The following is a 21,925-nucleotide window of genomic DNA, read 5'->3' on the forward strand; positions in this document are numbered from 1 at the left end:
ATCCAAGCTAGATCAGCTATATAAGTTTGTGTCACATTAACAACTCCTGCCAAATTTAAAACCGGAGAAACATAATAGTCACCTCTATCAATTGTCTTACTTCCAAACCACCAAGAATAATCGGTTAGAAATTTTTTAAAATTATTTGAATCTTCTTGTTCTGTAAAATATTCATTAATTAAATTTAGAGCATTCTCGTCAATACTTTTTTCATCTCTAAAAGTTTTAATTTGAGCATCTGTAAATTTTAAATCCTCTGAAGCAACCTTATATTTTCTTAAAGCTTCAATGTAATCACTAAAAAAGGATCCAATAACAAACCATTGATTAGGTACAATAATTAACAAATTGCTACCTTTAGTTGTAACTACAGAAGTATATTGATGAAATTCAATCCCATAATTTGGTAATAATTGATTAAATTTAGTCTTAAAAGCTTCTGAAAACACGAATTCTTTTTGGTTATATGAATTACATTTTTCTTTAGCTTTTAATGCTAATTCATTAAGATTGGGTAGCATCATAATAATTGTCTTTTAATTTCATTAAAAATTGTTTGGATTACGGGAACTGAAACGCTGTTTCCAAATTGTTTGTAAGACTGATTGTCAGATACTGGTATTACAAAATTGTCAGGATAACCTTGAAGGTTTGCAGCTTCTCTGGGAGTTAGTTTTCTTGGATTTTCACCTTCTTGTTCAATTAAAATCTCACTACCATCTTTATAATATCTTGCTGAAATTGTACTTGTATAAGTAGAATTTTTATTAAATGAAGAAAATCCAAAACCATTTCCTTTTTCTGCGTGTTCTTTTCTTCTTCTTAAATGACCAGCATAAAGTTTATCTGAAATAGTATATTTAGCATCAGGATTTTTAGTTAAAATATCACCAACTTTTGTTGTCTTAGCTTTAATAATATTTTTAGGGTCAAAAATTACATTATCATTGGTATCTATTCCTAATGGAAATTTGAATTCTCTTTCAGCTTCTCTTAACCATGCAACAATAAAAATTCGTTCTCTGTTTTGAGGTAGTCCAAAGTTTTTAGAGTTTAAAACTTCATGTGAAACATTGTAGCCTAAATCATCAAAAGTTCTAATAATTGTTCTTAGAGTATTTCCTTTGTCATGATTTTTTAACCCTTTTACATTTTCAAGAAAAATTACGCGTACAGGATTTCCATTTTCAATTCTTCTGTTAATTATGTCTGCAACATCAAAAAATAAGGTTCCTCTAGTATCTTCGAATCCTTTCTTTAATCCCGCGTGAGAAAAAGGTTGACAAGGGAAGCCTCCGCATAAAACATCAAATTCTTGTGGTATATACGATTTTGTACTCTCTTTTGTAATATCTCCAAATGGTGTTTCTCCAAAGTTTGCACGATAAGTAATTTGTGAAAATTTATCCCATTCACTTGTGAAGATACATTTTCCACCACTGTTTTGTAACGCCATTCTAAATCCACCTATACCAGCAAAAAGATCAATAAATTTAAATGTATAATTTTGAGGAGTGGGAAACGGTACGTCTTCTACTTCAAAAAGCAATTGTTGTAAGGCAACATCTTCCAGAATATTTAATTTTTCTTCTTCATTTTTATATTCAACAATTTGTTTTAAATATCCAACTGCCTCTTCTTCAAAATGATCTTTAACACCATTATGATAATTATGTAAATAATGAGTTACAACAGCTTTTCTATTATCATCTTCTTCGACAAAGCGAATTTTAAATTTCTTACCGTCAAATTCATCAATTGTTATTTTCTCTTTCATTTCTTAAAATCCTTATCATTAAAAAAAGCTCCAAAATCAGAATCTAGAGCTATTATTATTTTTTCTATTATTTCTATTGAAACATTTCGCTGACCTTTTTCAATATCTGAAATGTAGTTCCTGTCAACGTTAGAAATATTGGCTAAATACTCGATTGAGTATCCTTTTTGTTCTCGAAGTTCTTTGACTTTGAATCCGAATTTTTCTTTGATATTCATAGTTTATAAAAGTAGTTTTGTGCGTACAATTGACCTGCGTACAATTGACCTCAGAAGCCTTAAAGTTTTCAACTTAATATTAACCGTATTTTTTTTTAGATAAAAAAACACCAATCATTTCTGATTGGCGTTAAATAATATTTCCAAAATGTTCTGATGAAATGATTCTGGAAAGAATGACATAAAATGAGGCAAAAGCGCTAGTTCTCTTTCCCCTTCTTCCCCCACTTAATCTTCATTTTCCCTTCTTCATCCACAGCGAATAAATGCAATACAATACCGCGTTCTCTAACAGCGTCGCGTTCTGCTTTGCTTTCTAGTTTAGCATCGTTTTTGGAATTGCGGAGCGGAACCGTCAGCGCGAGATTGGTGCCACGGCCGAAGGAATAAACACCTTCTATATCGAAGTTGAGAACGCTGGAACTTATGGTAAGATCGTTTATGTCTATCTGTTCTCCGCGAAGTGTCAGATCGCCCGATAAATCACTAAAAGTTATGTTTTTGACATCGCGAAACGGAAACGCAAACTTGCCAACTTTTACAATGGGTTCAAAATTAACCAGGGCACCCTGAATGACATTAAATTTTAAACTTCCACGCATCGAATTGACAATCAAATCGCCTTTGCTGCTCATCAGGCCCGTAACATTGGCATTGCTGCTGAGTTTTCCTTTTATATTTTTCGGATTGAAGGATTTGATTTCGAAGTTATTAAAAGACTTTAAAAAACTCGCAATATCCACACGATTGACATGGGCAACGGAACTAAAAACAAAATAATTTCCTTTGGGTTCAATAGCGCCGTTAAACGAGATTGTGCCTCCGGAAGTTTTTACGTTTCCGTTTTTGAGCAATAATTTAGAGTCCAGCATTTGCAAAGTTGCTCGCGTATCGGTCGCTGTGAGTGCGCCATAATTGAGTTTGTCGGCTTTTAGGTTGATGATCACGCTGCATTTTTCGATTACCGATTTCAACTGGTTCGAGAAATTGACATTCTTTTTAGCCGACTTATTGGGTGCGGTTTGTTGGGACTGTGATTTTTTCAGGACTCCCAAAAATTGTTTTACATCGATATTCGGGCAATAAATATTCCAGTTCACGACCATTTTTTCGGGTGCGTTGTAATACAGATTCAGGAAATTATCAATTTTCCCGTTGATATGGATGATGTTTCTTTTGTGTTTGTACGCAATTTTTTTGATGAAAAGCGCCTGTTCCGTAAATGACAATTGTACAGCGGTTTTCTCTGCCCGAATGTTTTTTGGCAGATAATCAAACGTAGCGTCTTTTATATCGACATCGCCAATAAAACGGGGTTTCGTGATGTACAAATCGACAATATCAAACTGAAATTTTAAGTTGGCGCGGGCATGACCACTTTCAAAATGAAACATTTTTTCATTCATCATCTGGTTGAGTTTGGCTACATCAAAATCAGAATTTACAATTCCGGTTGCAATGGGTTTTTCTAAATTGCTAATCACAGCCTGCGGAATTTTTAGCGGAATGGTTTCGTAATCTCCGCTAAAATGAGTGAGTATCACAGCCGAATTAGGATCACTAAATCCTTTTTCGGGCTTGAAATTATTGGTAAAAATTCCCCTGAAACTGCAATTGGTAAACACCCCGTCGGGAATCGTGAGTTCGTTGTTTTTGATCACGGCCTGAACCACAATTTTGGGATCACCTTCTGCGTTGAAATCGCCTTTTATATCGCAGTTCACGTCAATTTGTTTCTTTAAATTGAACTGGTTCAGTTTGGTACTAATATTTCCGGATAACAAATCGGATGCATTTTTCCATAAAATACGGGTTCCGATATTGATTCCGAAAAGAGAATTTCCTTTGCCGATATTAAAAAACGCTTTGATGTCAAACTGATCGGAGCCAATTTTGAAATTTCGGGTTTCTACTATTATTTTTTGACTTTCTTCCGCATATGAAATATCCAGATTGCCTTCGACTTCCCGGGCTTTGGCAAAACTGCCGTGCACGGTATTAAAAGCCAGACTGTTTATTGTCGTTTTCAGATACAAATTGGTCTGCCAGTTATCATCATCAAATTTTACTTTCGATTCTAATTTTGCGACTTCAAAATCAAATAATTTATGTCCCAAATGATTGTCTATCGTTAAATGAACATCGTTGAGGTTGATTTCGTCTATTGTCGTTTCGGGTTTTTCGTCAGCTGTGTTTTTTTTCTTTTTGGGTTTAAAAATATTGACGTTAGAATAGCCGTTTTCAGCTTTATAGATATAAATATCGGCGTCGTTGATCAGGATTTTATGAATATTGATTTCGTTTTGCAATAAACTCCAGACGTTTAAACGTGCTTCGATTTCTTTTGCTTTTAGTAAAGTATGTTTGTGTGTTGCATAAAGTTTGTCTCTGATTTCGACTTCTTTTAAAGCCACAGTAAAATTCGGAAAACCGGTCAGAAACTTGTATTGAAAATCAGCAATATGAAATTCGCCATTGATATTTTCATTAATTTTAGTGTTGATTTTGGCGATAATTTCGGTTTTATTCTGATTAAAATAAAGTGCTGAAACCCCACAGATCATCAGAATAAATATAACAAAACCTAAAACGAAGAAAACAAATCGTTTTAAATATTTCTTAAATCTATCTGTTTGAAGAAAAGTCTGTATCTGATGTAAAATTTGTGGCATTCCTGTAAATTTTGTCGACTACTAAAGTTACGACAAAAAAATATGGTATTTGATTTTCTGCTATTTTTATAATTAAACTTACTTTTTAAACATGGGTTATGTATAAAAAATGACAATGCATTTATAATGAAAACTAATTTAGTAATGGTGTTTGATTGGTTTTAAATTTCTAAATTTGTACTCAAGTTAAAGAACTAATTAAAAAATGTTCCCTCAGAGAAATCAAAAGGGATGAACTTAAATAAAATTATTATGGCATTAGCAATAACAGATGCTACTTTTGACGAAGTAGTTTTGAAATCAGATAAACCGGTAATGGTAGATTTTTGGGCAGCATGGTGTGGTCCTTGTAGAATGGTTGGTCCAATCATTGACCAATTGAGTGATGAATATGCAGGAAAAGTAGTAGTTGGTAAGGTAGATGTAGATGCTAACCAGGAATTTGCTGCCAAATATGGTGTGAGAAACATACCAACCGTTTTGGTTTTTCATAACGGTGAAGTTGTAGGGAAACAAGTAGGAGTAGCTCCGAAACAAACCTACGCAGATAGTTTAGACGCTTTGTTGTAATCGTAAGATTATAATTTATATTTAAAAAAGGTTTGACGAAAGTCAGGCCTTTTTTATTTATGTTTTTGCCACGAATGCCACGAATTTTCCCGAATTATTATTCTCGCGCAGATTCGGCAGATTTAGCAGATTAATTAAATATCCTGCCAAATCTGCTAAATCTGCGTGAAATTTAAAATATTTAATCTCTAGGTGAATTAGTGAACAGTATCGAAATAATTAGTAAAAATTAGTCTAATTCGTAGCAAAATTTTAAAGTAAAAGTAGTCCCGAAACCAGTTTTAGAATCGACTACGATTTTACAGTTTATGGCTGTGGCCAAATCCCGGATCAGATGTAATCCCAAACCGGATTTGATCCCAACCACTTCAGAATCATCATAAAGCGCCTTAAATTGTTCCTTAGTTCCGCCAGAGCCGTTGTCTGATACCGAGAGATAATTGGTGCTGTTTTCCTTCCAGGCTTTCCATATTATCTGTCCGTCTTGCGTTTTACCAAGAGCCTGAATGGCATTTCCGGTTAGATTTCGGATGATGGTTTTCAGATAATTTTCATCGGTTTCTAAGATGATATTTTCAGGATTCTCAAAAGTTATTTTTACCTTGTCTACGCTGGAGAAATGTTTTTGTGTTTCGTCAAAAAGCGCTTCTACAGAAACTTTTTTATGCTGAGGTTCAAAGTTTTCCATTTGTCCTTTGCTCCACAATAAAATATCTTCCATAGACGATAATAAGTTTTCGGCTCCCGTGATAATCTTGTTTTGCATTCTAGCAGCAGTTTCCTCGTCTATCAGTTCAGGGCTTTCTTTTTGAAGGTGCAGAAAGTGAATTAAATTAGAAACGGGACTTCTTAAATCATGATTTAATATCCCGAAAAAGCGTGCCTTTATCTTATTGGCTTCATCGAGTTCCTGATTCAAAAGCTGCAGTTTTTGATTTGTTCTTTTGCGGTTCCGGCTTTGATAAAATAGCAAAAGCCCGATAATAGCAACCAGCAAAAGTCCGCCAATTAAAAAATAACGTTGTTTTTTGGCTTCTTCAATCTGAATGTTTTTTACCGTATTCTGAATCGAAAGATTTCTTATTTCCTGACCTTTGGTTTTATTCTGATAACGGGCTTCGGCATTGGCTATATTCTTTTTGGCCGACTCGTTCATCATTTCGTCATTATATTTGCTGTAAATTTCGTTATAATGATAAGCTTGCTGCCAGTTTCCTAAAGCTGCATAACTCTCAGAAAGTTTTTTATTGATGATTACAAAGGATTCCTTGTCATAAGTCAGGGCATTTTTAGAAGCCAGAGTCAGGATTTCTATTGCTTTTTTATAATTTCCTTTCTCATATAAAACACGTCCCATCACGGCATTGGCCTCCATTAAGATTTCATCATCATTGGATTTTTCTCCAAGTAAAACAGCTTTTTTGGCGTATGTATAGGCTGTATTGATTTGATTTTTTTCTATAGCATATTCAGACATACTTCTGTTGGCAAAACTAAGATTTAAGAATAAAGAATCTTTTTTGGAAGGAAAAGTGTATATCAAATTGTAATATTTGGAAATACTGTCATGTTTTTTTAGAGGAATAAAACATTGAAGATAATAATTGCATAAAAAAGCACTCACATAAGGAGAATTTTTCACATAAGGTTTTGCTTCGTTTAAATATTCGATTGCCTTATTGTACTGCTTCATTTTTATGTAAGCACTCCCAATCTGACTATAGGAAACCCCAATGTTTTCATTATTTACTGCACTTTCATCCAGCATTTTTTTATAATTGATGGCTTTTAACTGATAATGAATGAAAGTCTCGTATTCTGAATAATCGAGATAATATTCTCCCAGGCTTCCGTTGAGAACAGCCTGTGTATAAGAACTTTTTGTAGTATCAAGAACTTTTTTGATATAAGTAACTAATTCTTTTCGTTTTGAAGTTTCATTAAGGGAATAATAAATATAATTCAGGCGCATCAAAGAGGAAGTTTCATTTTTAAGATGCCTGGCTTTTTGAGAATATTTTAAGGCAAGCTCATAATTTACCAAAGCATTTTGGTATTGATTGTTGCTGAATTCATAAGCAACGCCTTTATAAAGATAAAATCGGCTTAAGTAAGCCGGATGATTTTTAGAAAGATGAATTCCTTTTTCTACAATGACTAAAAGTTTTGGATAATCTTCTATATCTAAAACTTCGTTAGCATATTTTAACCAGACTTTGAGTTTCTGTTCCGTAGTTGTATAACGTGCCAGATTTGGTTCCTGTTGTGCAAAAACCAGAAGCGGAAACAAATACAAAAACCAGAAACCTATTCTTTTCATGAAATCAGGTTTAGGTTTTCCTTATAACTTCTTCCAACCGGAATAGCGACATTATTGTTTAAAAGAATTTCGCTCGAATTTATTTTTTGAATGAATTGCTTCTGAACCGCATAACTTCGGTGAATACGTATAAAAGACTGAAAATGATCTTCTTTTAATAAATTCCCGATGCTTGATAAAACACAATGTCTTTTTTTATCTGTAATAATTAAGGTATAATCTTTAAGAGCTTCGAGATATAAGATTTCATGAAGTTTGACTTTCGTCTGTTCGTGTCCTTCTTTAATATATATGGTATCACCACCAATACTGGCTTCAAAAAGAGACGCTTTGAGTTTAATTTCCATAAACTCTTCAATGCGATTAACAGTTTGGGTAAAACGATCCAGTTTCAAAGGCTTTACGATAAAGTCTAAAGTTTCGATCTGAAAACTTTCTACAGCATGTTCGGGATGTGCAGTTATAAAAATACAAACCGGAATTTCTAATGTTTTTTTCCGGAAATCAATTCCGTTTAAACCCGGCATATCGATATCTAAAAACAAGATGTCAATTTTCTCATTTTCTAAAAAAGGAAGCGCATCTTCTGCATCCTCAAAAACACCCAAAATATCCAGAATCGGAAATTTTTTGGCGAAAGACAATACGGTTAACCTGTCAATTTCGTCATCGTCAACAATAATACAAGTGTATTTTTTCATCATTAGAACCCTAATTTATGTTGTCTGTCTATTTAAAATGTTGTTTGTCTATTGGCTGTTTTTACCGTGGTTTTAATCGCGCAAATTTGTTCTGTAATTAATTCAAAAGCTAAAAAATAAACATCAAATATAGCTTTCTGACTGTTACAAAAATAATGTTATTGAATTAAATACGAATCATTTAACCAATTTAAAAACTAAAATTATTATGAAATTTTTAAAATCCATTATTACAATTTTTTTACTTGCAATTTTCGCGATTTCATGTAGCAGTGATGACGGGACAGATGGTGTTGACGGAATAAACGGAACAAACGGAACCGATGGGGCAGCAGGGGAAACGGGAGCAACAGGAACAGCAAATGTTATTTACAGTGCATGGGTAAATGCTCCGGCAGCAGCAACAGAAACAATAGATGGTACTTATGGATCATCTACCAGTATTGATGCTCCGGAATTATCTACCGACATTCTTAATAAAGGTACGGTGTTGGTTTATATGTCTTTTTCAGGAGGTGTTTATCCGCTGGCATATACCTCTACGGCGGGTGGATCGGCTAATACGATTACGGCAATTCCTGGTTCAAAGAAAATCAAACTTTTCAGATTTAAACATTCCGGAGACGGAACAACAGTAGGGATTCCAACGACTCTTTCATGGCGTTACATTCTAATTCCGGGCGGAGTACCGGCGGCAACAGCAAAAACAGCAAAACTGGATTATTCTAAAATGAGCTATGAAGAAGTATGTGCACATTTTAATATTCAGCAATAATTCCAGAGAGAAAACAATTTAATACAACGATTTAAAACTTAAATATTTATGAAAACTTTAAAAACCATTTTTACGCTAATGTTATTTTCAATTTTTATTTCATCATGCAGTAGTGATAATGACAATGATAAAACGCCAAAATTTGAAACCGAAAATCCATTGGCGGCTTATTATACTCAAACAGGTTTTTCTACTGTAACCAACTTCGTTAATTCGGGAGATTATGAATTTGGACTTGTTTTTACACCGACCGTTAAAGGGAAAATTAAAGCAATTACTTTAAAACTGCCGGCAGTAAGCCCTGCAGTACGTGTTACCATCTGGGATTTTGCTACTAAGGCCGTAATACGCACAGAAACGCTAAATGTGGCAACGGCAGATGTTCAGGTTTCAAAAGAAATCAGCGAACTGGCTTTAGAAAAAGACAAAAAATACCTGATTTCTATGAATGCAAATGACTGGTACAAAAAACACAAGGCTGATAATAGCATGATAACCTATCCAATTGTGGCCGGAAATATTACCTTTAATGAGTACAGATGGCTTTCGGGAACAGCACAGACATTCCCGACAACGGTATCGGCAAATTATAACGCCGGAGATCTAAGCTTTGATTTTCAACAAACAGAGTAATTTATTTTGAATAGTTTAATTAGTAGTAAAGGTTTGGCGTAAGTCAGGCCTTTTTTTATTGTGAATGATCGGTTTAAATTCACTATACATTCTGAAGAAAGATGTTTTAGGAAAAATTCGTGAATTCGTGACGGACTTTTTTAAAGAAAACCCTAATTTTATTCCGATATTAAAAATGAAACCTGTTTCAGGCAACAGACGGATTATACCGTTAGGAGAATATAAAAAAGAAACCGAATGAAAATCGAATCAGAAATAGAGAAAGTTTCCAGTTTTCAGCATCTCGAAATGCTGGCCAACCAGGTTGTGGAAGGTTTTATTTCCGGAATGCATAAAAGCCCGTTTCACGGTTTTTCAGCAGAATTTGCCGAACATAAAGTATATAATGCAGGAGAAAGCACCAAACATATCGACTGGAAATTGTTTGCCAAAACAGATCGTTTGTACACCAAACGTTTTGAAGAAGAAACCAATTTACGCTGTCATATTATTGTAGATAATTCTTCGTCAATGCATTATCCGGAACTAAAATCAAATCAGCCTTTTTACGAAAAAAAGATTGGATTTTCAGTTTTAGCTTCGGCAGTTTTAATGAATATTCTCAAGAAACAGCGTGATGCCGTTGGCCTGAGCGTTTTCTCTGATCACTATGAATATTACGCTCCCGAAAAAGGAAGCGACCGTCATCACAGAATGTTGCTTAATAAACTGGAGCAGTTACTGGAACAGCCAAAAGCCAAAAAAAGTACAGATACGATTACTTACCTGCATCAGATTGCTGAGAAAATGCACCGTAGATCGATGATTATTTTGTTTACCGATATGTTTCAGGCAGAAGACGATGAAAAATTATTTAATGCCCTGCAGCATCTTAAACACAACAAACACAAAGTGGTTTTGTTTCATGTAATTGATGACAAAACGGAGCTTAAATTTGATTTTGATAACACACCGCGAAAATTTATTGACCTGGAATCCGGTGAAGAAGTATCGATTTTTGCAGATAATGTAAAAGAAGAATATGAAAAAAGGGCAGAAGAGTACTTTAAAAACCTGTCTTTGACCTGTGCAAAGAACCAAATTAAGTACGTTCCGGTAAATGTTGGCGACAGTTTTGAAAAAATATTGACTACATATTTAGTTGAAAAACAAAACTTTGGGTAATAATTTAAATATTTATTTTATTTTTTTTACAAAAACCCTTGCAGAAATGAAATTCTGTACTATCTTTGCAACCGCAATAACGCAGAGGTTTGGTAGTTCAGTTGGTTAGAATACATGCCTGTCACGCATGGGGTCGCGGGTTCGAGTCCCGTCCAGACCGCAATATTGGGAGAAGCCTTTCTTAACGGAAAGGCTTTTTTTGCCCAAATACGGTATATAAGATTAGTTGTGTTGTTTTGCTACGAATTTGTAACTCGTAGCTGGTTTAGTAGTTAGACCAATGAAAAGCTTTCCACTTTTGTGGATGGCTTTTTTGATTTAAGACACTTCGGTTTTTTAACCGCATAGAGTATAATTCCGAAGTTTCGGGATACAAAGGTTCGCAAAGTTATATTTAAACTTTGCGAACCTTTGTGCTTAAAAAGAAAGAAAGTTCTGGTTTTTAAATTGTAATTTGATCCCGTTGCTGCGGGATGTAATTTGAATTTATCTATAAATCAATAGATTAAAAATTTCTCAATTTTAATTCATAAAAACCCTTGCAGAATCAAAGTTCTATTGTATTTTTGCAGTCACAATAACGCAGTGGGTTTGGTAGTTCAGTTGGTTAGAATACATGCCTGTCACGCATGGGGTCGCGGGTTCGAGTCCCGTCCAGACCGCAATATTGGAAGAAGCCTTTCTTAACGGAAAGGCTTTTTTTGTTTTTATATCTAACCGCAATGACGATAGCTATCGGGGCAAAGGTTCCGAAGATTTAGAATGTATTGTTTGCTGTATTTCAAATATAGCCCAAGGTTTCAACCTTGGGAAATCTGGGAAAACGAATTTGTATGATACATTGGGCAACGGATTGTGATGATTTACAATGAGGCAATCATTATGCTCCAATGGTTGAAACCATTGGCTATGATTTTGATAAGCTTTGCGAACTTTGCGGGTAAAAATGGAATTTTGAATTTATCCCGAAGCTTCGGGATTGGAATTTATTTCTTCCCTATCTTTATAATACGAAATTACCGTATCACTTAAATGGAACATTCCGGTCAAAAACTAGATAAGTATTACATCAAAAAAGTAGATGCTGATAAAACGAGCATTTATTGCCACCACGATTTGATGGGTGAATTGTTTGTGCCAACACATAAGCACGACAAAGCACAAATGCTTTATGCTGAAGGCGATGTCGTTTTTGTGACTACCGAAACCAAAACTTATTTTTTGCCGGCACGACATTTTATTTGGATTCCGAGTGGAATTGAGCACAGCATTGAGCCGAAATCTGAAAACGTAATCATGCGTAATTTATATTTTCCGGTTGATAAAGGAGAAGATGATTTTTATCAGAGCGAAGGCATTTATCCGGTCAATAATTTACTGCTTCAAATGATGCTTTTTACCAATCGCTGGAATGGCGATCTCGAAAAAGGAACTCCTAATTTTACTATTGCCAAAGCTATAAAAGCAATTCTGCCACAAATTTGTCTCAATAATTTGCCACTTGAATTACCAAAACCCAAAGATGCACGTTTGGGTAAAATTCTGCGCCATGTTGAGAATAATCTGGGTGAAACCATTCTGTTTGCCAATGTTGCCCGCGAATTTGGCTATAGCGAAAGGTCGTTATCGCGATTGTTTCAGAAAGACCTTAAAATGTCGTTTATACAATATTATACCATCCGAAGGATTTTAAAAGCAATCGAACTTTTATTGGAAAGAAAACTCTCTGTAAAAGAAGTTGCTCTCGAAGTGGGGTATAACAGTGTTCCGACCTTCAGTAATACATTTTTTAAGATTTTAGGACAAAGACCTTCCGATTACTTAAATGGGGAAGAGATCTTGGAACAAAGGAAATAGTGTTTTTTTCACGCAGATCTGGCAGATTTTGCGAATTATTTTCCCTAAAATGCTTTTTATCAGCTCAATCTCCAAAATCTACGTGAGATTTCTAAAAATTATCACCAAACAGGTTTTATTTGTAATAATTTGTTTTTCAGTATTTTAATATAACGTTTTCGGTAAATTAAATTTTAACGTTTGGCTGAAATGAATATGTTATTGACTTTTTAGAATTATCAGTCAATTTAAAAATGAAGGAACTTTGCATCATAAATTATTTATGTATTCATGTTCCTTATAAAACCGATTTTCAGACTAGAAAATATCCTTAAAAAAGTAGCTTTATTGTTTTTTATAGGATTCACTACTTCATACGCTCAACAGGTTAACACGATTTCATTAACCGAAGCAATAAAAATTGCCAGACAGAACAACAGAAATATTCTCAGATCCAATCTTGAAATCAGCCTTTCTGAAGAAAATATCAAAGAAAACAAAGAATTACGTCTTCCCGAAGTGGAGCTAAACGGAATGTATTCCAGAATTACCAACCTGACCGAATTTAAAGGCGGTTTTCTGAAAGACAAGGAAGTTATCCATACGATTCCTGAAATCTATGAAGTGGGTACTTCCATAAAAATGCCAATTTATGTTGGAAATAAAATCAACAATGCGATTAAAATTGCCAGTCAGGAAAGTAAAATCGCCCTTATAAAAAAAGAAAAAACAGAAAATGATATTCAGTTAGAAGTCATTGGAACTTATTTGGGGATTTACAAAATGATGGAACTTCAGAAAATTATTGATGAAAATATTCGTGAGGAACAAAATCGATTAAAAGAAGTTCAGTCCCTTCAGAAACACGGAACGGTAACCAAAAATGAAGTCATCCGTGCCGAACTTCAGCTTTCTGACCGTGAGTTAAACGCTTTGACCAATTCCAAAAACATCAAAATAGCCCTTCATGATTTTAAAACATTGCTTCAGTTTCCGGAAGATCAGGAAATAGCCATTGATACAACATCACATTTGGACGAAATGCAGAACATTGATCAATATGATTCTTATAAAAGTCATGCGCTGCAGAATGAAGAAATGAGAATTTCAGGGCAGGAAGTTGAAATCAAAAAAACAGAGCTGAATCTGGTAAAAGGAAATTACTATCCGAGCATTCATTTCTTTGGTAACTATGGTTTAAATTATCCAAACTATAAATTTTTTCCACCCGATCCGTATTTGTATTCTATGGGGCAGATTGGTATTGCAGCCAGTTTTGATCTTTCGGGTTTGTATAAAAACAGAACCAAAGTGCAAATCGCCGACACCAAAATCAAATGGCAGGAAATGCAGTCTGCAATCGTAAAAGACAAGATTCAGGACGAATTGTATAGAAATCATGCAGAGTATCAGGAAATCCTCGAAAAATTCAGAGTGGTTGACAAAGCCCTTGAATTAGCCAGTGAAAATTATCGCATTGTAAAACTAAAGTATTTCAATCAGCTGGTTTTAGTAACCGAAATGGTAGATGCAGACAATGCTTTATTACAGGCAAAATTTAATAAAATTTCAACCCGAATCGATGCCGCTATGAAACATTACGAATTGCTGCATACAGCGGGCATGTTAAAAGAAGAGTTTAAAATTCAATAAAAATCAGGAATAGAATTTATGGCAAATAGAGGAAAAAGAACCAGCGCGTTCTTTCATGTTTTTGTAAAATTAGTAGCAAGTACACTTGTGGTAAGCGGAATAACTTTGGGCGTTTGGTTTTATATTTTCAATAAAAACCACGAAGAAACCAATGATGCGCAAATAGAACAATATGTAACGCCAATCATGTCCAGAATTACAGGATATGTGGAGGAAGTTCGTTATGAAGAAAATCAGTTTGTACATCAGGGAGATACTTTGGTTGTGATTGACAACCGCGAATATAAATCAAAACTGGATGTGGCTCTGGCCGATTTGCAGAATGCGAAACAAAACAGTGTTGTTGCCGAAAAAAACGTCAAAACAACCTCTGGAAATTCAGCGATAAGCGAATCGCAATTGTCGGCTGCAAAAACAGATTTGTGGAAAGCAAAATTAGAATTTGACCGATACAAAGCTTTGGTAAAAGAAGAAGCTGCAACACAACAGCAATTAGAAAAAGTAAAAGCAGATTATGAACTCGCTCAGGCGCATTGCCAGGAAATCAAAAGCCGAATTCAGTTAACTAATTTAAGCACATCACAGGCAGAAGCCAATGTGCCTTCGGCTGTGACCGTGATTCAGTCCAGGCAGGCAATTGCAGATAATGCGACCTTATATCTTTCCTATACAGTTGTGACGTCACCATATGACGGCTGGGTCGGGAAAAGAACCATTCAGCCCGGACAGTTGATTAAAGAAGGTCAGTCTTTGGTTGCTATCGTAAGCAAAGAAAAATGGATTACGGCCAATTTTAAAGAAACGCAATTACAGTATTTAAAAGTAGGAGAGAAAGTCACCGTAAAAGCCGATGCGGTAAACGGAAGAGATTTTGTTGGAATCATAACGTCATTGTCACCGGCAAGTGGTGCACGATTTTCGTTGTTACCACCGGATAATGCCACCGGAAACTTCGTTAAAATAGAACAAAGAATTCCCGTAAAAATTAAACTTCAGGAAAGTGATGTCCAAACCGATTTTCTAAGAGCTGGAATGAATATAACTGTTATTGCAGAACGTCAGTAAAATGAATAATAAAGATATTTTTAAATCATGGGTTCCAAATTGGGCAGTCATCTTAATTTTATTTGTCTGTCTGCTGCACTCTATGATTTTGCTGGGAGTTTATACCTCAAATGTTACTTATGCGGCCAGTTTTCTGGATGTGGAAGCCGAAGATCTTCAATTTGCAATGTGCGTGACATACGGGACTTTGCTGGCTACTATTCTGATAGAAAGCCGGTTTTCTAATTTCTTTCCGGCCAAAAATTATCTGATGGCAATTTTTAGCCTTATTGCCATCACGATTATTTCATCGGGATATGTCAGCAACTTTGCCTTATTTATTGTTTTAAGAATCATCGAAGGCGTTTTATTGGCGTTGCCGGCACTTTTGCTCAGGCAATTATTAATAGAACGTTTCAACTCTAAAAACGCGATTATAATCGGATTTTCGTTTTATTACGGATCCCTTTTATTGTCAACCGCATTTATAATGAATATCGGCGTTTGGTTTCTGGATCATTACGACTGGAAATACATGACTTACGTTTCTGGTCTGTTAGAAGTTATTAATGTTTTTTTGATCTTAATTACTTTCAACGGACATCGGATAACCAAAAAAATCCCACTGTATCAGGTTGACTGGATAAGTTATGTTTTGATTTTGACAGCGATTTTAAGCGGTGCGTATTTCTTTGTTTATGCCGAAAAAAAATATTGGTTTGAATCTTCGCAATTGGTTTTTTCTTTGATTGTTTCCCTGATAACAAGCGGTTTATTTGTATTCAGGCAAATGGCTATGAAACGCCCGAGTTTTGATTTTAATGTGATTCGATATGCCAATTTAAGAACGGGATTCCTATTGTTTTTTATTTTTTATATCAGCAGGGCAACACTTAGTATTTGTCACAGTGCCATGTTTTCTATTTGGAATTGGGAGCCATCGCGTGTTGCGACCGTACAATACATAAACGGACTTGGGAATGTTATCGGCCTTATTCTGGCGGCAATTTTCCTGATGAAATCAATGACGACGAAATACATTTTCATGATTGGATTTTTTCTTTTGGCGGTTTATCATTTTTGGTTTACGTTTCTTTTTGTGCCCGATATTGCGCTGTCAGATATAATTGTGCCGTATGTTTTGCAGGGAATCGCCGTTGGTATTTTGTTTGTGCCTTTGGTTTTGTTTACCGTTTCTGCAGTGCCCGAAAAGATGATGACTTCTTCGGGAATTGTGGGCGTATCAGGGCGTTTTTGGGGAAGCACAATCGGGTTTTGTATTATGCAGAACACGCTTTCTTTTTTAAACAAAAAACACTTTTTAAAACTTAGCCAGTTTGTAACCGACAACAGCGCCGAAACCCAGGAAACAATTGCCAAAACAACACAGAGTTTTATGGCAAAAGGTTATTCTGCAGATAACGCCAATACATTAGCCTTAAAAAAGATTTTCGGCTCTATTGCCAAACAATCTTCGCTGCTTTCAAACATGGAAATTTTTACCGTTACCGGTTATTGTTTATTGATTTTGGTTGTTTTGATTGCCTTTAATCAGCATTTGAGACAGACAATGAATCTGGTTAAAAGTAAAGTCTGGATTGGCTGATTTTTTATTTCAGGTTTCAGGTTCAAGTTTTTTTTTTTTTTTCTTTATGTCATCCTAAGGAACGAAGGATCACACGCGAAATTCCGCAAACAGAATCGCTAATCCATGCGAGTCTCTTGTGTGATCCTTCGTTGCTCAGGATGACAAACTGTACGTTTAATTGTTGTGTTAAACCACACTTATCAGTATCTTGCAAACATTAAAAAACAACAAAACAATATGAGCCAGCAATGTGTGATTTTTGATATGGACGGCGTGATTTGCCACACCAATCCGCATCATGTAAAAGCTTTTGAAGCCTTCTTTGACAATTACAAAATCCCTTATACCGAGCAGGAATTTGAAGACCATATGTACGGAAAACATAATGGTTATATCCTGACCCACTTCTTTAAGCGTACTATCGCCGGAGAAGAACTTACCAAACTAGAAGACGAAAAAGAATCGATGTTTCGTGAGATTTATAAAGACAAAGTCGAAACGATTCCGCATTATTTGAAGTTTTTGGAGGAACTAAAATCCCGCAATTTCAAAACTGCCGTTGCAACCTCTGCACCGCGCGCCAATCTGGATTTGACTATAAATGCTTTGCAAATAGAAGATAAAATGAATTCTATGATGTCAAGCGAAGACGTACAACATCATAAACCAAATCCCGAAGTATATCTAAAATCGGCAGAGCGTGTTGGCGTTTCTCCGTCTGATTGTGTAGTTTTCGAAGATTCTTTTTCGGGCGTTACAGCAGGACTAAATGCCGGAATGAAAGTAGTTGGTGTTTTAAGTACGCATACCAAAGAACAGCTTCCGCCATGTGATTTTTATATCAACGATTATAGCGAAATTAATGTTGATAAGGTTTTGGAGCTTTTGGGGAAATAAATTTTAATTACAAAATTCCAAATTCTAATTTTCTACAATCTTGTCATTCTGAGGAACGAAGAATCTTGTTAGGAATACACAACGAACGTTTCAACGGATTAAAATCCATTGCTACAAAATAAATCATTTCTTCGCAATAACAATTCACGATCTTGTCATTCTGAGGAACGAAGAATCTTGTTAGGAATACACAACGAACGTTTCAACGGATTAAAATCCGTTGCTACAAAATAAATCATTCCTTAGCAATAAGAATTCACAATCTTGTCATTCTGAGGAACGAAGAATCTTCGTAAGAAACTCCGCAACAGTTTTAAAACACTGTAACCACAAAGCTTGTCATTCCGAGGAACGAGGAATCACACTAGAAACTCCGCAACAGTTTTAAAACACTGTAACCACAAAGATTGTCATTCTAAGGAACGAAGAATCTTCGCAAGAAACTCCGCAGCAGTGCGTGCTCAGCGTGTGAAGATTCTTCGTTCCTCAGAATGACAAACTAGACGATTAAATTATTGAACTTAATAAAGATTTTAACCAATTCTATAACCACAAAGCTTGTCATTCCGAGGAACGAGGAATCACACTAGAAACTCCGCAACAGTGCGTGCTCAGCGTGTGAAGATTCTTCGTTCCTCAGAATGACAAACTAGACGGTTAAATTATTGAACTTAATAAGGATTTTAACAAATTCTATGACCACAAAGCTTGTCATTTCGACGCAAGGAGAAATCTTCGTAAGAAACTCCGCAACAGTTTTAAAACACTGTAACCACAAAGCTTGTCATTCCGAGGAACGAGGAATCGCGCTAGAAACTCCGCAAGTAACTCCGCAACAGTTTTAAAACACTGTAACCACAAAGCTTGTCATTCCGAGGAACGAGGAATCACACTAGAAACTCCGCAACAGTGCGTGCTCAGCGCGTGAAGATTCTTCGTTCCTCAGAATGACAAACTAGATGATTAAATTATTGAACTTAATAAAGATTTTAACCAATTCTATGACCTCAAAGCTTGTCATTCCGAGGAACGAGGAATCACACTAGAAACTCCGCAACAGTGCGTGCTCAGCGCGTGAAGATTCTTCGTTCCTCAGAATGACAAACTAGACGATTAAATATAAACCGTAATAAATTGCCTCCTGCTTTAGCTGGAGGTTTTTTTATGTTTGAAAGGGAAAGGCTTTAGCCGAAATTTTATTTTCTATATGAAAAAAATAATTAAAGTTGAAGGCATATATGGGTTCAAATGAAATAAAGTTAGAATGATTTTTGCAATATTTTAAATTCTAAAACTATGTGCACAAGTACCTTTTCGAAAGAAACAGAAACCAGATTAATAGATTTTTTTGCCAATGTTATTGATCCCAAAGACATGGCAAAAGCAATACGACTGGTTAATTATTTATTAGCTTTAAACGTCATGAAAGAAAATGGAAATTTAGGAGTAGAAAATCTGGAAAATTCTTTTTATTGGTTGAATGAATTGGCAGAGATTTTAAATCCTTATTTGGAGGCCGAATAAAAATGGAATAACAACAAATGCGGAAAACACGTTTCAACGGATTGAAATCCGTTGCTACAAAATAAATCATTCCTCCGGAATTCTATCAAGCGTTCCATAGGAACAAAAAATATTGTAGGGATGGATTTTAATCCGTCCATCGCAAGAAGATCAATAACAGTGCGCAAATCCCGCGTGCGATTCCTCGTTCCTCGGAATGACACGCTTTGTGGTTACGGAATTCTATCAAGCGTTCCATAGGAACAAATCATATTGTAGGGATGGATTTTATCCGTCCTAATTAACCATAAAAAACAAAAGTGTAGTAAAACAAAAAAGCTTCTGATTTCTCAGAAGCTTTTTCAGTGCGGATAATAGGACTCGAACCTACACGCCTTGCGGCACCAGATCCTAAGTCTGGCATGTCTACCAATTTCACCATATCCGCTCAATTGTGGGTGCAAAGATAATCATAACTTCTAAATTTCAAAGCATTTTTTCAAAAAAATTATTAATTCTCTTTTTTGTATTTTTGAAATTCTATAAAAATTATTTAAATGGAAAATATTAAGTCCTACGTTCAACAACATAAAGATCGCTTTATCAATGAGTTGATCGAATTATTAAAGATTCCGTCGGTAAGTGCCGACACTGCATATTCACAAGATGTTATTGACACAGCAGAGGCTGTTAAAGAAAGTTTATCAAAAGCAGGCTGCGATTTAGTCGAAGTTTGCGACACTCCGGGTTACCCAATTATCTACGGAGAAAAAATAATCGACCCAAATCTTCCAACGGTTTTAGTTTACGGACACTACGACGTTCAGCCGCCGGATCCTTTAGAATTATGGACTTCACCACCATTTGAACCTGTTATCAAAACGACAGATATTCACCCGGAAGGCGCAATCTTTGCCCGCGGTGCCTGCGATGACAAAGGTCAGATGTACATGCACGTAAAAGCACTTGAATATATGGTACAAAGCAATACTTTGCCTTGTAACGTAAAATTTATGATTGAGGGAGAAGAAGAAGTTGGTTCGGCAAGTTTGGCCTGGTTCGTAGAACGCAATCAGGAAAAACTGAAAAACGACGTTATCCTGATTTCTGATACCGGAATGATTTCTAATCAACAGCCATCGATTACGACAGGTTTAAGAGGTTTGAGTTATGTTGAGGTTGAGGTTACAGGCCCAAACCGCGATTTGCATTCAGGTTTATACGGAGGAGCAGTAGCGAACCCAATTAATATTCTGGCCAAAATGATTGCTTCTCTTCACGACGAAGACAATCATATTACGATTCCGGGATTCTATGATAAAGTTCAGGAATTATCTGCAGAAGAAAGAGCTGAAATGGCAAAAGCGCCTTTTAGTTTAGAAAAATATAAAAACGCCTTAAACATAAATGATGTTTACGGTGAAAAAGGATATGTAACCAACGAGCGCAACTCCATTCGTCCGACTTTAGACGTAAACGGAATCTGGGGCGGTTATCAGGGAGAAGGTGCCAAAACGGTTATTGCGAGCAAAGCTTTTGCTAAAATCTCGATGCGTTTGGTTCCAAATCAGGATTGGCATGAAATCACAGAATTATTCACAAAACATTTCACCAATATTGCTCCGGCCGGAGTTACGGTAAAAGTGACGCCTCATCACGGTGGTCAGGGTTATGTAACGCCAATTGACAGCATCGGTTATCAGGCAGCCAATAAAGCGTATACAGAAACGTTTGGAGTTCCTGCAATTCCGGTTCGTTCCGGAGGAAGTATTCCGATTGTGGCTTTGTTTGAGAAAGAATTAAAGAGTAAAACTATCCTTATGGGATTTGGTCTGGACAGTGATGCTATTCACTCACCAAATGAACATTTCGGAATCTTTAATTACCTAAAAGGTATTGAGACTATTCCGTTGTTTTACAAGTATTTTGTGGAATTAAGTAAATAAGGGTTTTTGCCACGAAGGCACTAAGGCACAAAGTTTTTTTAAGATATAGAATCCGTTCAGAAATGGGCGGATTTTTTTATGGATTCTTGTTATCCTGACAAGTTTTTAAAAAGAAGGTTTATAAATAAAATAAGAAAAAACTTGTCTTATTAAAATTTAATTCTACATTTGTAGAGCAATATCTATAAATGTAGAACAAATGATTGGTAAGAAATATGTTTTAATAATTTCATTTTTAATTTTAGGATGTAATTCAGTGCCTGTCAATCAGAAAATTAATAAGCAAAAAGAAGGAAAATGGGTCTATGTTTATTCTCAGGATAGTATTGAATATAAGTCTGTTTAATATTATAAACATAATCAGCCTGTCAGGAAATGGAAGACTTATATTAATGGAAAAATTTATAAAACCGAAAAGTATAAAACCGGAAGCTGCATTGTAAAAAGTTATTATGAAAACGGAAAATTAGAATCAAAAGGAAAAACAAAACTCGAGGTTGACGGAATCCAGACACACTGGTTTTATTTTGGAGAATGGAAATTCTATTCGGATAAAGGGAAATTAAAAAATATCAAAAACTATAATAAAGGAGAATCAATCTCAGAACAAAAAATAAATTAAGAATTA

At 35.3% G+C, this 21,925-nt stretch carries 17 protein-coding genes and 3 tRNA genes; 13 read left to right on the top strand and 7 right to left on the bottom strand.

From position 1 onward, the window contains the following. From DCO46_RS17610 to DCO46_RS17625, 4 genes are all read right to left on the bottom strand, one after another. A partial coding sequence (locus DCO46_RS17610; protein WP_133244611.1) for a hypothetical protein occupies window positions 1-524 on the bottom strand: 524 nt, incomplete at its 3' end. Then, on the bottom strand, window positions 521-1,777 hold the full coding sequence (locus DCO46_RS17615) for a DNA cytosine methyltransferase (protein WP_116753807.1): 1,257 nt from the start codon (window positions 1,775-1,777) through the stop codon (window positions 521-523). The genes DCO46_RS17610 and DCO46_RS17615, both read right to left, overlap by 4 nt. After that, window positions 1,774-1,995, bottom strand: coding sequence for a helix-turn-helix domain-containing protein (locus DCO46_RS17620; RefSeq protein WP_116753808.1), 222 nt, complete (start codon window positions 1,993-1,995; stop codon window positions 1,774-1,776). The genes DCO46_RS17615 and DCO46_RS17620 overlap by 4 nt, the downstream gene beginning before the upstream one ends. Window positions 1,996-2,195: 200 nt before the next feature. Beyond that, window positions 2,196-4,667: an AsmA-like C-terminal region-containing protein gene (locus tag DCO46_RS17625; protein WP_116753809.1), complete on the bottom strand. Its 2,472-nt coding sequence runs from the start codon at window positions 4,665-4,667 to the stop codon at window positions 2,196-2,198. Window positions 4,668-4,898: 231 nt separating this feature from the next. Here DCO46_RS17625 and trxA point away from each other — a divergent pair, with 231 nt between their 5' ends. Continuing rightward, window positions 4,899-5,237, top strand: coding sequence for a thioredoxin (gene trxA, locus DCO46_RS17630; RefSeq protein WP_116753810.1), 339 nt, complete (start codon window positions 4,899-4,901; stop codon window positions 5,235-5,237). A gap of 229 nt (window positions 5,238-5,466) precedes the next feature. Here the strand turns inward: trxA and DCO46_RS17635 are convergent, their stop codons facing one another. Further along, a complete protein-coding gene (locus tag DCO46_RS17635) occupies window positions 5,467-7,557 on the bottom strand; it encodes an ATP-binding protein (RefSeq protein ID WP_116753811.1) in 2,091 nt (696 codons plus the stop codon). After that, window positions 7,554-8,261: a LytR/AlgR family response regulator transcription factor gene (locus tag DCO46_RS17640; protein ID WP_116753812.1), complete on the bottom strand. Its 708-nt coding sequence runs from the start codon at window positions 8,259-8,261 to the stop codon at window positions 7,554-7,556. The genes DCO46_RS17635 and DCO46_RS17640 overlap by 4 nt, the downstream gene beginning before the upstream one ends. 205 nt (window positions 8,262-8,466) lie before the next feature. Here DCO46_RS17640 and DCO46_RS17645 point away from each other — a divergent pair, with 205 nt between their 5' ends. From DCO46_RS17645 to DCO46_RS17700, 11 genes are all read left to right on the top strand, one after another. Beyond that, window positions 8,467-9,033, top strand: coding sequence for a hypothetical protein (locus tag DCO46_RS17645; protein ID WP_116753813.1), 567 nt, complete (start codon window positions 8,467-8,469; stop codon window positions 9,031-9,033). Window positions 9,034-9,081: 48 nt separating this feature from the next. Then, a complete protein-coding gene (locus DCO46_RS17650) occupies window positions 9,082-9,666 on the top strand; it encodes a DUF4082 domain-containing protein (RefSeq protein WP_116753814.1) in 585 nt (194 codons plus the stop codon). 237 nt (window positions 9,667-9,903) lie between these two features. Beyond that, window positions 9,904-10,830 (top strand): DUF58 domain-containing protein, encoded by a 927-nt coding sequence (locus DCO46_RS17655; protein ID WP_116753815.1) that lies wholly within the window; start codon window positions 9,904-9,906, stop codon window positions 10,828-10,830. Between the two features lie 86 nt (window positions 10,831-10,916). Beyond that, window positions 10,917-10,990: transfer RNA gene (locus DCO46_RS17660), tRNA-Asp, on the top strand. Between the two features lie 428 nt (window positions 10,991-11,418). After that, window positions 11,419-11,492 (top strand) — tRNA-Asp (locus tag DCO46_RS17665). Window positions 11,493-11,862: 370 nt separating this feature from the next. Next, a complete protein-coding gene (locus tag DCO46_RS17675; RefSeq protein ID WP_116753817.1) occupies window positions 11,863-12,687 on the top strand; it encodes a helix-turn-helix domain-containing protein in 825 nt (274 codons plus the stop codon). Between the two features lie 270 nt (window positions 12,688-12,957). Continuing rightward, window positions 12,958-14,319 (top strand): TolC family protein, encoded by a 1,362-nt coding sequence (locus tag DCO46_RS17680; RefSeq protein WP_116753818.1) that lies wholly within the window; start codon window positions 12,958-12,960, stop codon window positions 14,317-14,319. Between the two features lie 18 nt (window positions 14,320-14,337). Then, complete coding sequence (locus DCO46_RS17685; protein WP_116753819.1) at window positions 14,338-15,384, top strand: HlyD family secretion protein; 1,047 nt, start codon at window positions 14,338-14,340, stop codon at window positions 15,382-15,384. A gap of 1 nt (window position 15,385) precedes the next feature. Continuing rightward, complete coding sequence (locus tag DCO46_RS17690) at window positions 15,386-16,969, top strand: MFS transporter (protein WP_116753820.1); 1,584 nt, start codon at window positions 15,386-15,388, stop codon at window positions 16,967-16,969. 219 nt (window positions 16,970-17,188) lie between these two features. Beyond that, on the top strand, window positions 17,189-17,848 hold the full coding sequence (locus tag DCO46_RS17695; RefSeq protein ID WP_116753821.1) for an HAD family hydrolase: 660 nt from the start codon (window positions 17,189-17,191) through the stop codon (window positions 17,846-17,848). A gap of 1,296 nt (window positions 17,849-19,144) precedes the next feature. Further along, on the top strand, window positions 19,145-19,372 hold the full coding sequence (locus DCO46_RS17700) for a hypothetical protein (protein WP_116753822.1): 228 nt from the start codon (window positions 19,145-19,147) through the stop codon (window positions 19,370-19,372). 345 nt (window positions 19,373-19,717) lie between these two features. Here the strand turns inward: DCO46_RS17700 and DCO46_RS17705 are convergent. Beyond that, window positions 19,718-19,799: transfer RNA gene (locus DCO46_RS17705), tRNA-Leu, on the bottom strand. A 109-nt stretch (window positions 19,800-19,908) separates the two neighbouring features. On the opposite strand from DCO46_RS17705, the gene DCO46_RS17710 reads away from it, so the two are divergent. Next, window positions 19,909-21,297: a dipeptidase gene (locus DCO46_RS17710; RefSeq protein ID WP_116753823.1), complete on the top strand. Its 1,389-nt coding sequence runs from the start codon at window positions 19,909-19,911 to the stop codon at window positions 21,295-21,297. Window positions 21,298-21,925 lie beyond the last annotated feature (628 nt).

The sequence above is a fragment of the Flavobacterium sp. HTF genome (assembly GCF_003105115.1).
In the GTDB taxonomy this organism is placed as follows: Bacteria; Bacteroidota; Bacteroidia; order Flavobacteriales; family Flavobacteriaceae; genus Flavobacterium.

What these genes read in the sequence shown, in the direction of transcription:
- DCO46_RS17615 (WP_116753807.1), bottom strand. Translation starts at nt 1,777, where the DNA reads ATGAAAGAGAAAATAACAATTGATGAATTTGACGGTAAGAAATTTAAA.
- DCO46_RS17620 (WP_116753808.1), bottom strand. Translation starts at nt 1,995, where the DNA reads ATGAATATCAAAGAAAAATTCGGATTCAAAGTCAAAGAACTTCGAGAA.
- DCO46_RS17625 (WP_116753809.1), bottom strand. Translation starts at nt 4,667, where the DNA reads ATGCCACAAATTTTACATCAGATACAGACTTTTCTTCAAACAGATAGA.
- trxA (WP_116753810.1), top strand. Translation starts at nt 4,899, where the DNA reads ATGAACTTAAATAAAATTATTATGGCATTAGCAATAACAGATGCTACT.
- DCO46_RS17635 (WP_116753811.1), bottom strand. Translation starts at nt 7,557, where the DNA reads ATGAAAAGAATAGGTTTCTGGTTTTTGTATTTGTTTCCGCTTCTGGTT.
- DCO46_RS17640 (WP_116753812.1), bottom strand. Translation starts at nt 8,261, where the DNA reads ATGATGAAAAAATACACTTGTATTATTGTTGACGATGACGAAATTGAC.
- DCO46_RS17645 (WP_116753813.1), top strand. Translation starts at nt 8,467, where the DNA reads ATGAAATTTTTAAAATCCATTATTACAATTTTTTTACTTGCAATTTTC.
- DCO46_RS17650 (WP_116753814.1), top strand. Translation starts at nt 9,082, where the DNA reads ATGAAAACTTTAAAAACCATTTTTACGCTAATGTTATTTTCAATTTTT.
- DCO46_RS17655 (WP_116753815.1), top strand. Translation starts at nt 9,904, where the DNA reads ATGAAAATCGAATCAGAAATAGAGAAAGTTTCCAGTTTTCAGCATCTC.
- DCO46_RS17675 (WP_116753817.1), top strand. Translation starts at nt 11,863, where the DNA reads ATGGAACATTCCGGTCAAAAACTAGATAAGTATTACATCAAAAAAGTA.
- DCO46_RS17680 (WP_116753818.1), top strand. Translation starts at nt 12,958, where the DNA reads ATGTTCCTTATAAAACCGATTTTCAGACTAGAAAATATCCTTAAAAAA.
- DCO46_RS17685 (WP_116753819.1), top strand. Translation starts at nt 14,338, where the DNA reads ATGGCAAATAGAGGAAAAAGAACCAGCGCGTTCTTTCATGTTTTTGTA.
- DCO46_RS17690 (WP_116753820.1), top strand. Translation starts at nt 15,386, where the DNA reads ATGAATAATAAAGATATTTTTAAATCATGGGTTCCAAATTGGGCAGTC.
- DCO46_RS17695 (WP_116753821.1), top strand. Translation starts at nt 17,189, where the DNA reads ATGAGCCAGCAATGTGTGATTTTTGATATGGACGGCGTGATTTGCCAC.
- DCO46_RS17700 (WP_116753822.1), top strand. Translation starts at nt 19,145, where the DNA reads ATGTGCACAAGTACCTTTTCGAAAGAAACAGAAACCAGATTAATAGAT.
- DCO46_RS17710 (WP_116753823.1), top strand. Translation starts at nt 19,909, where the DNA reads ATGGAAAATATTAAGTCCTACGTTCAACAACATAAAGATCGCTTTATC.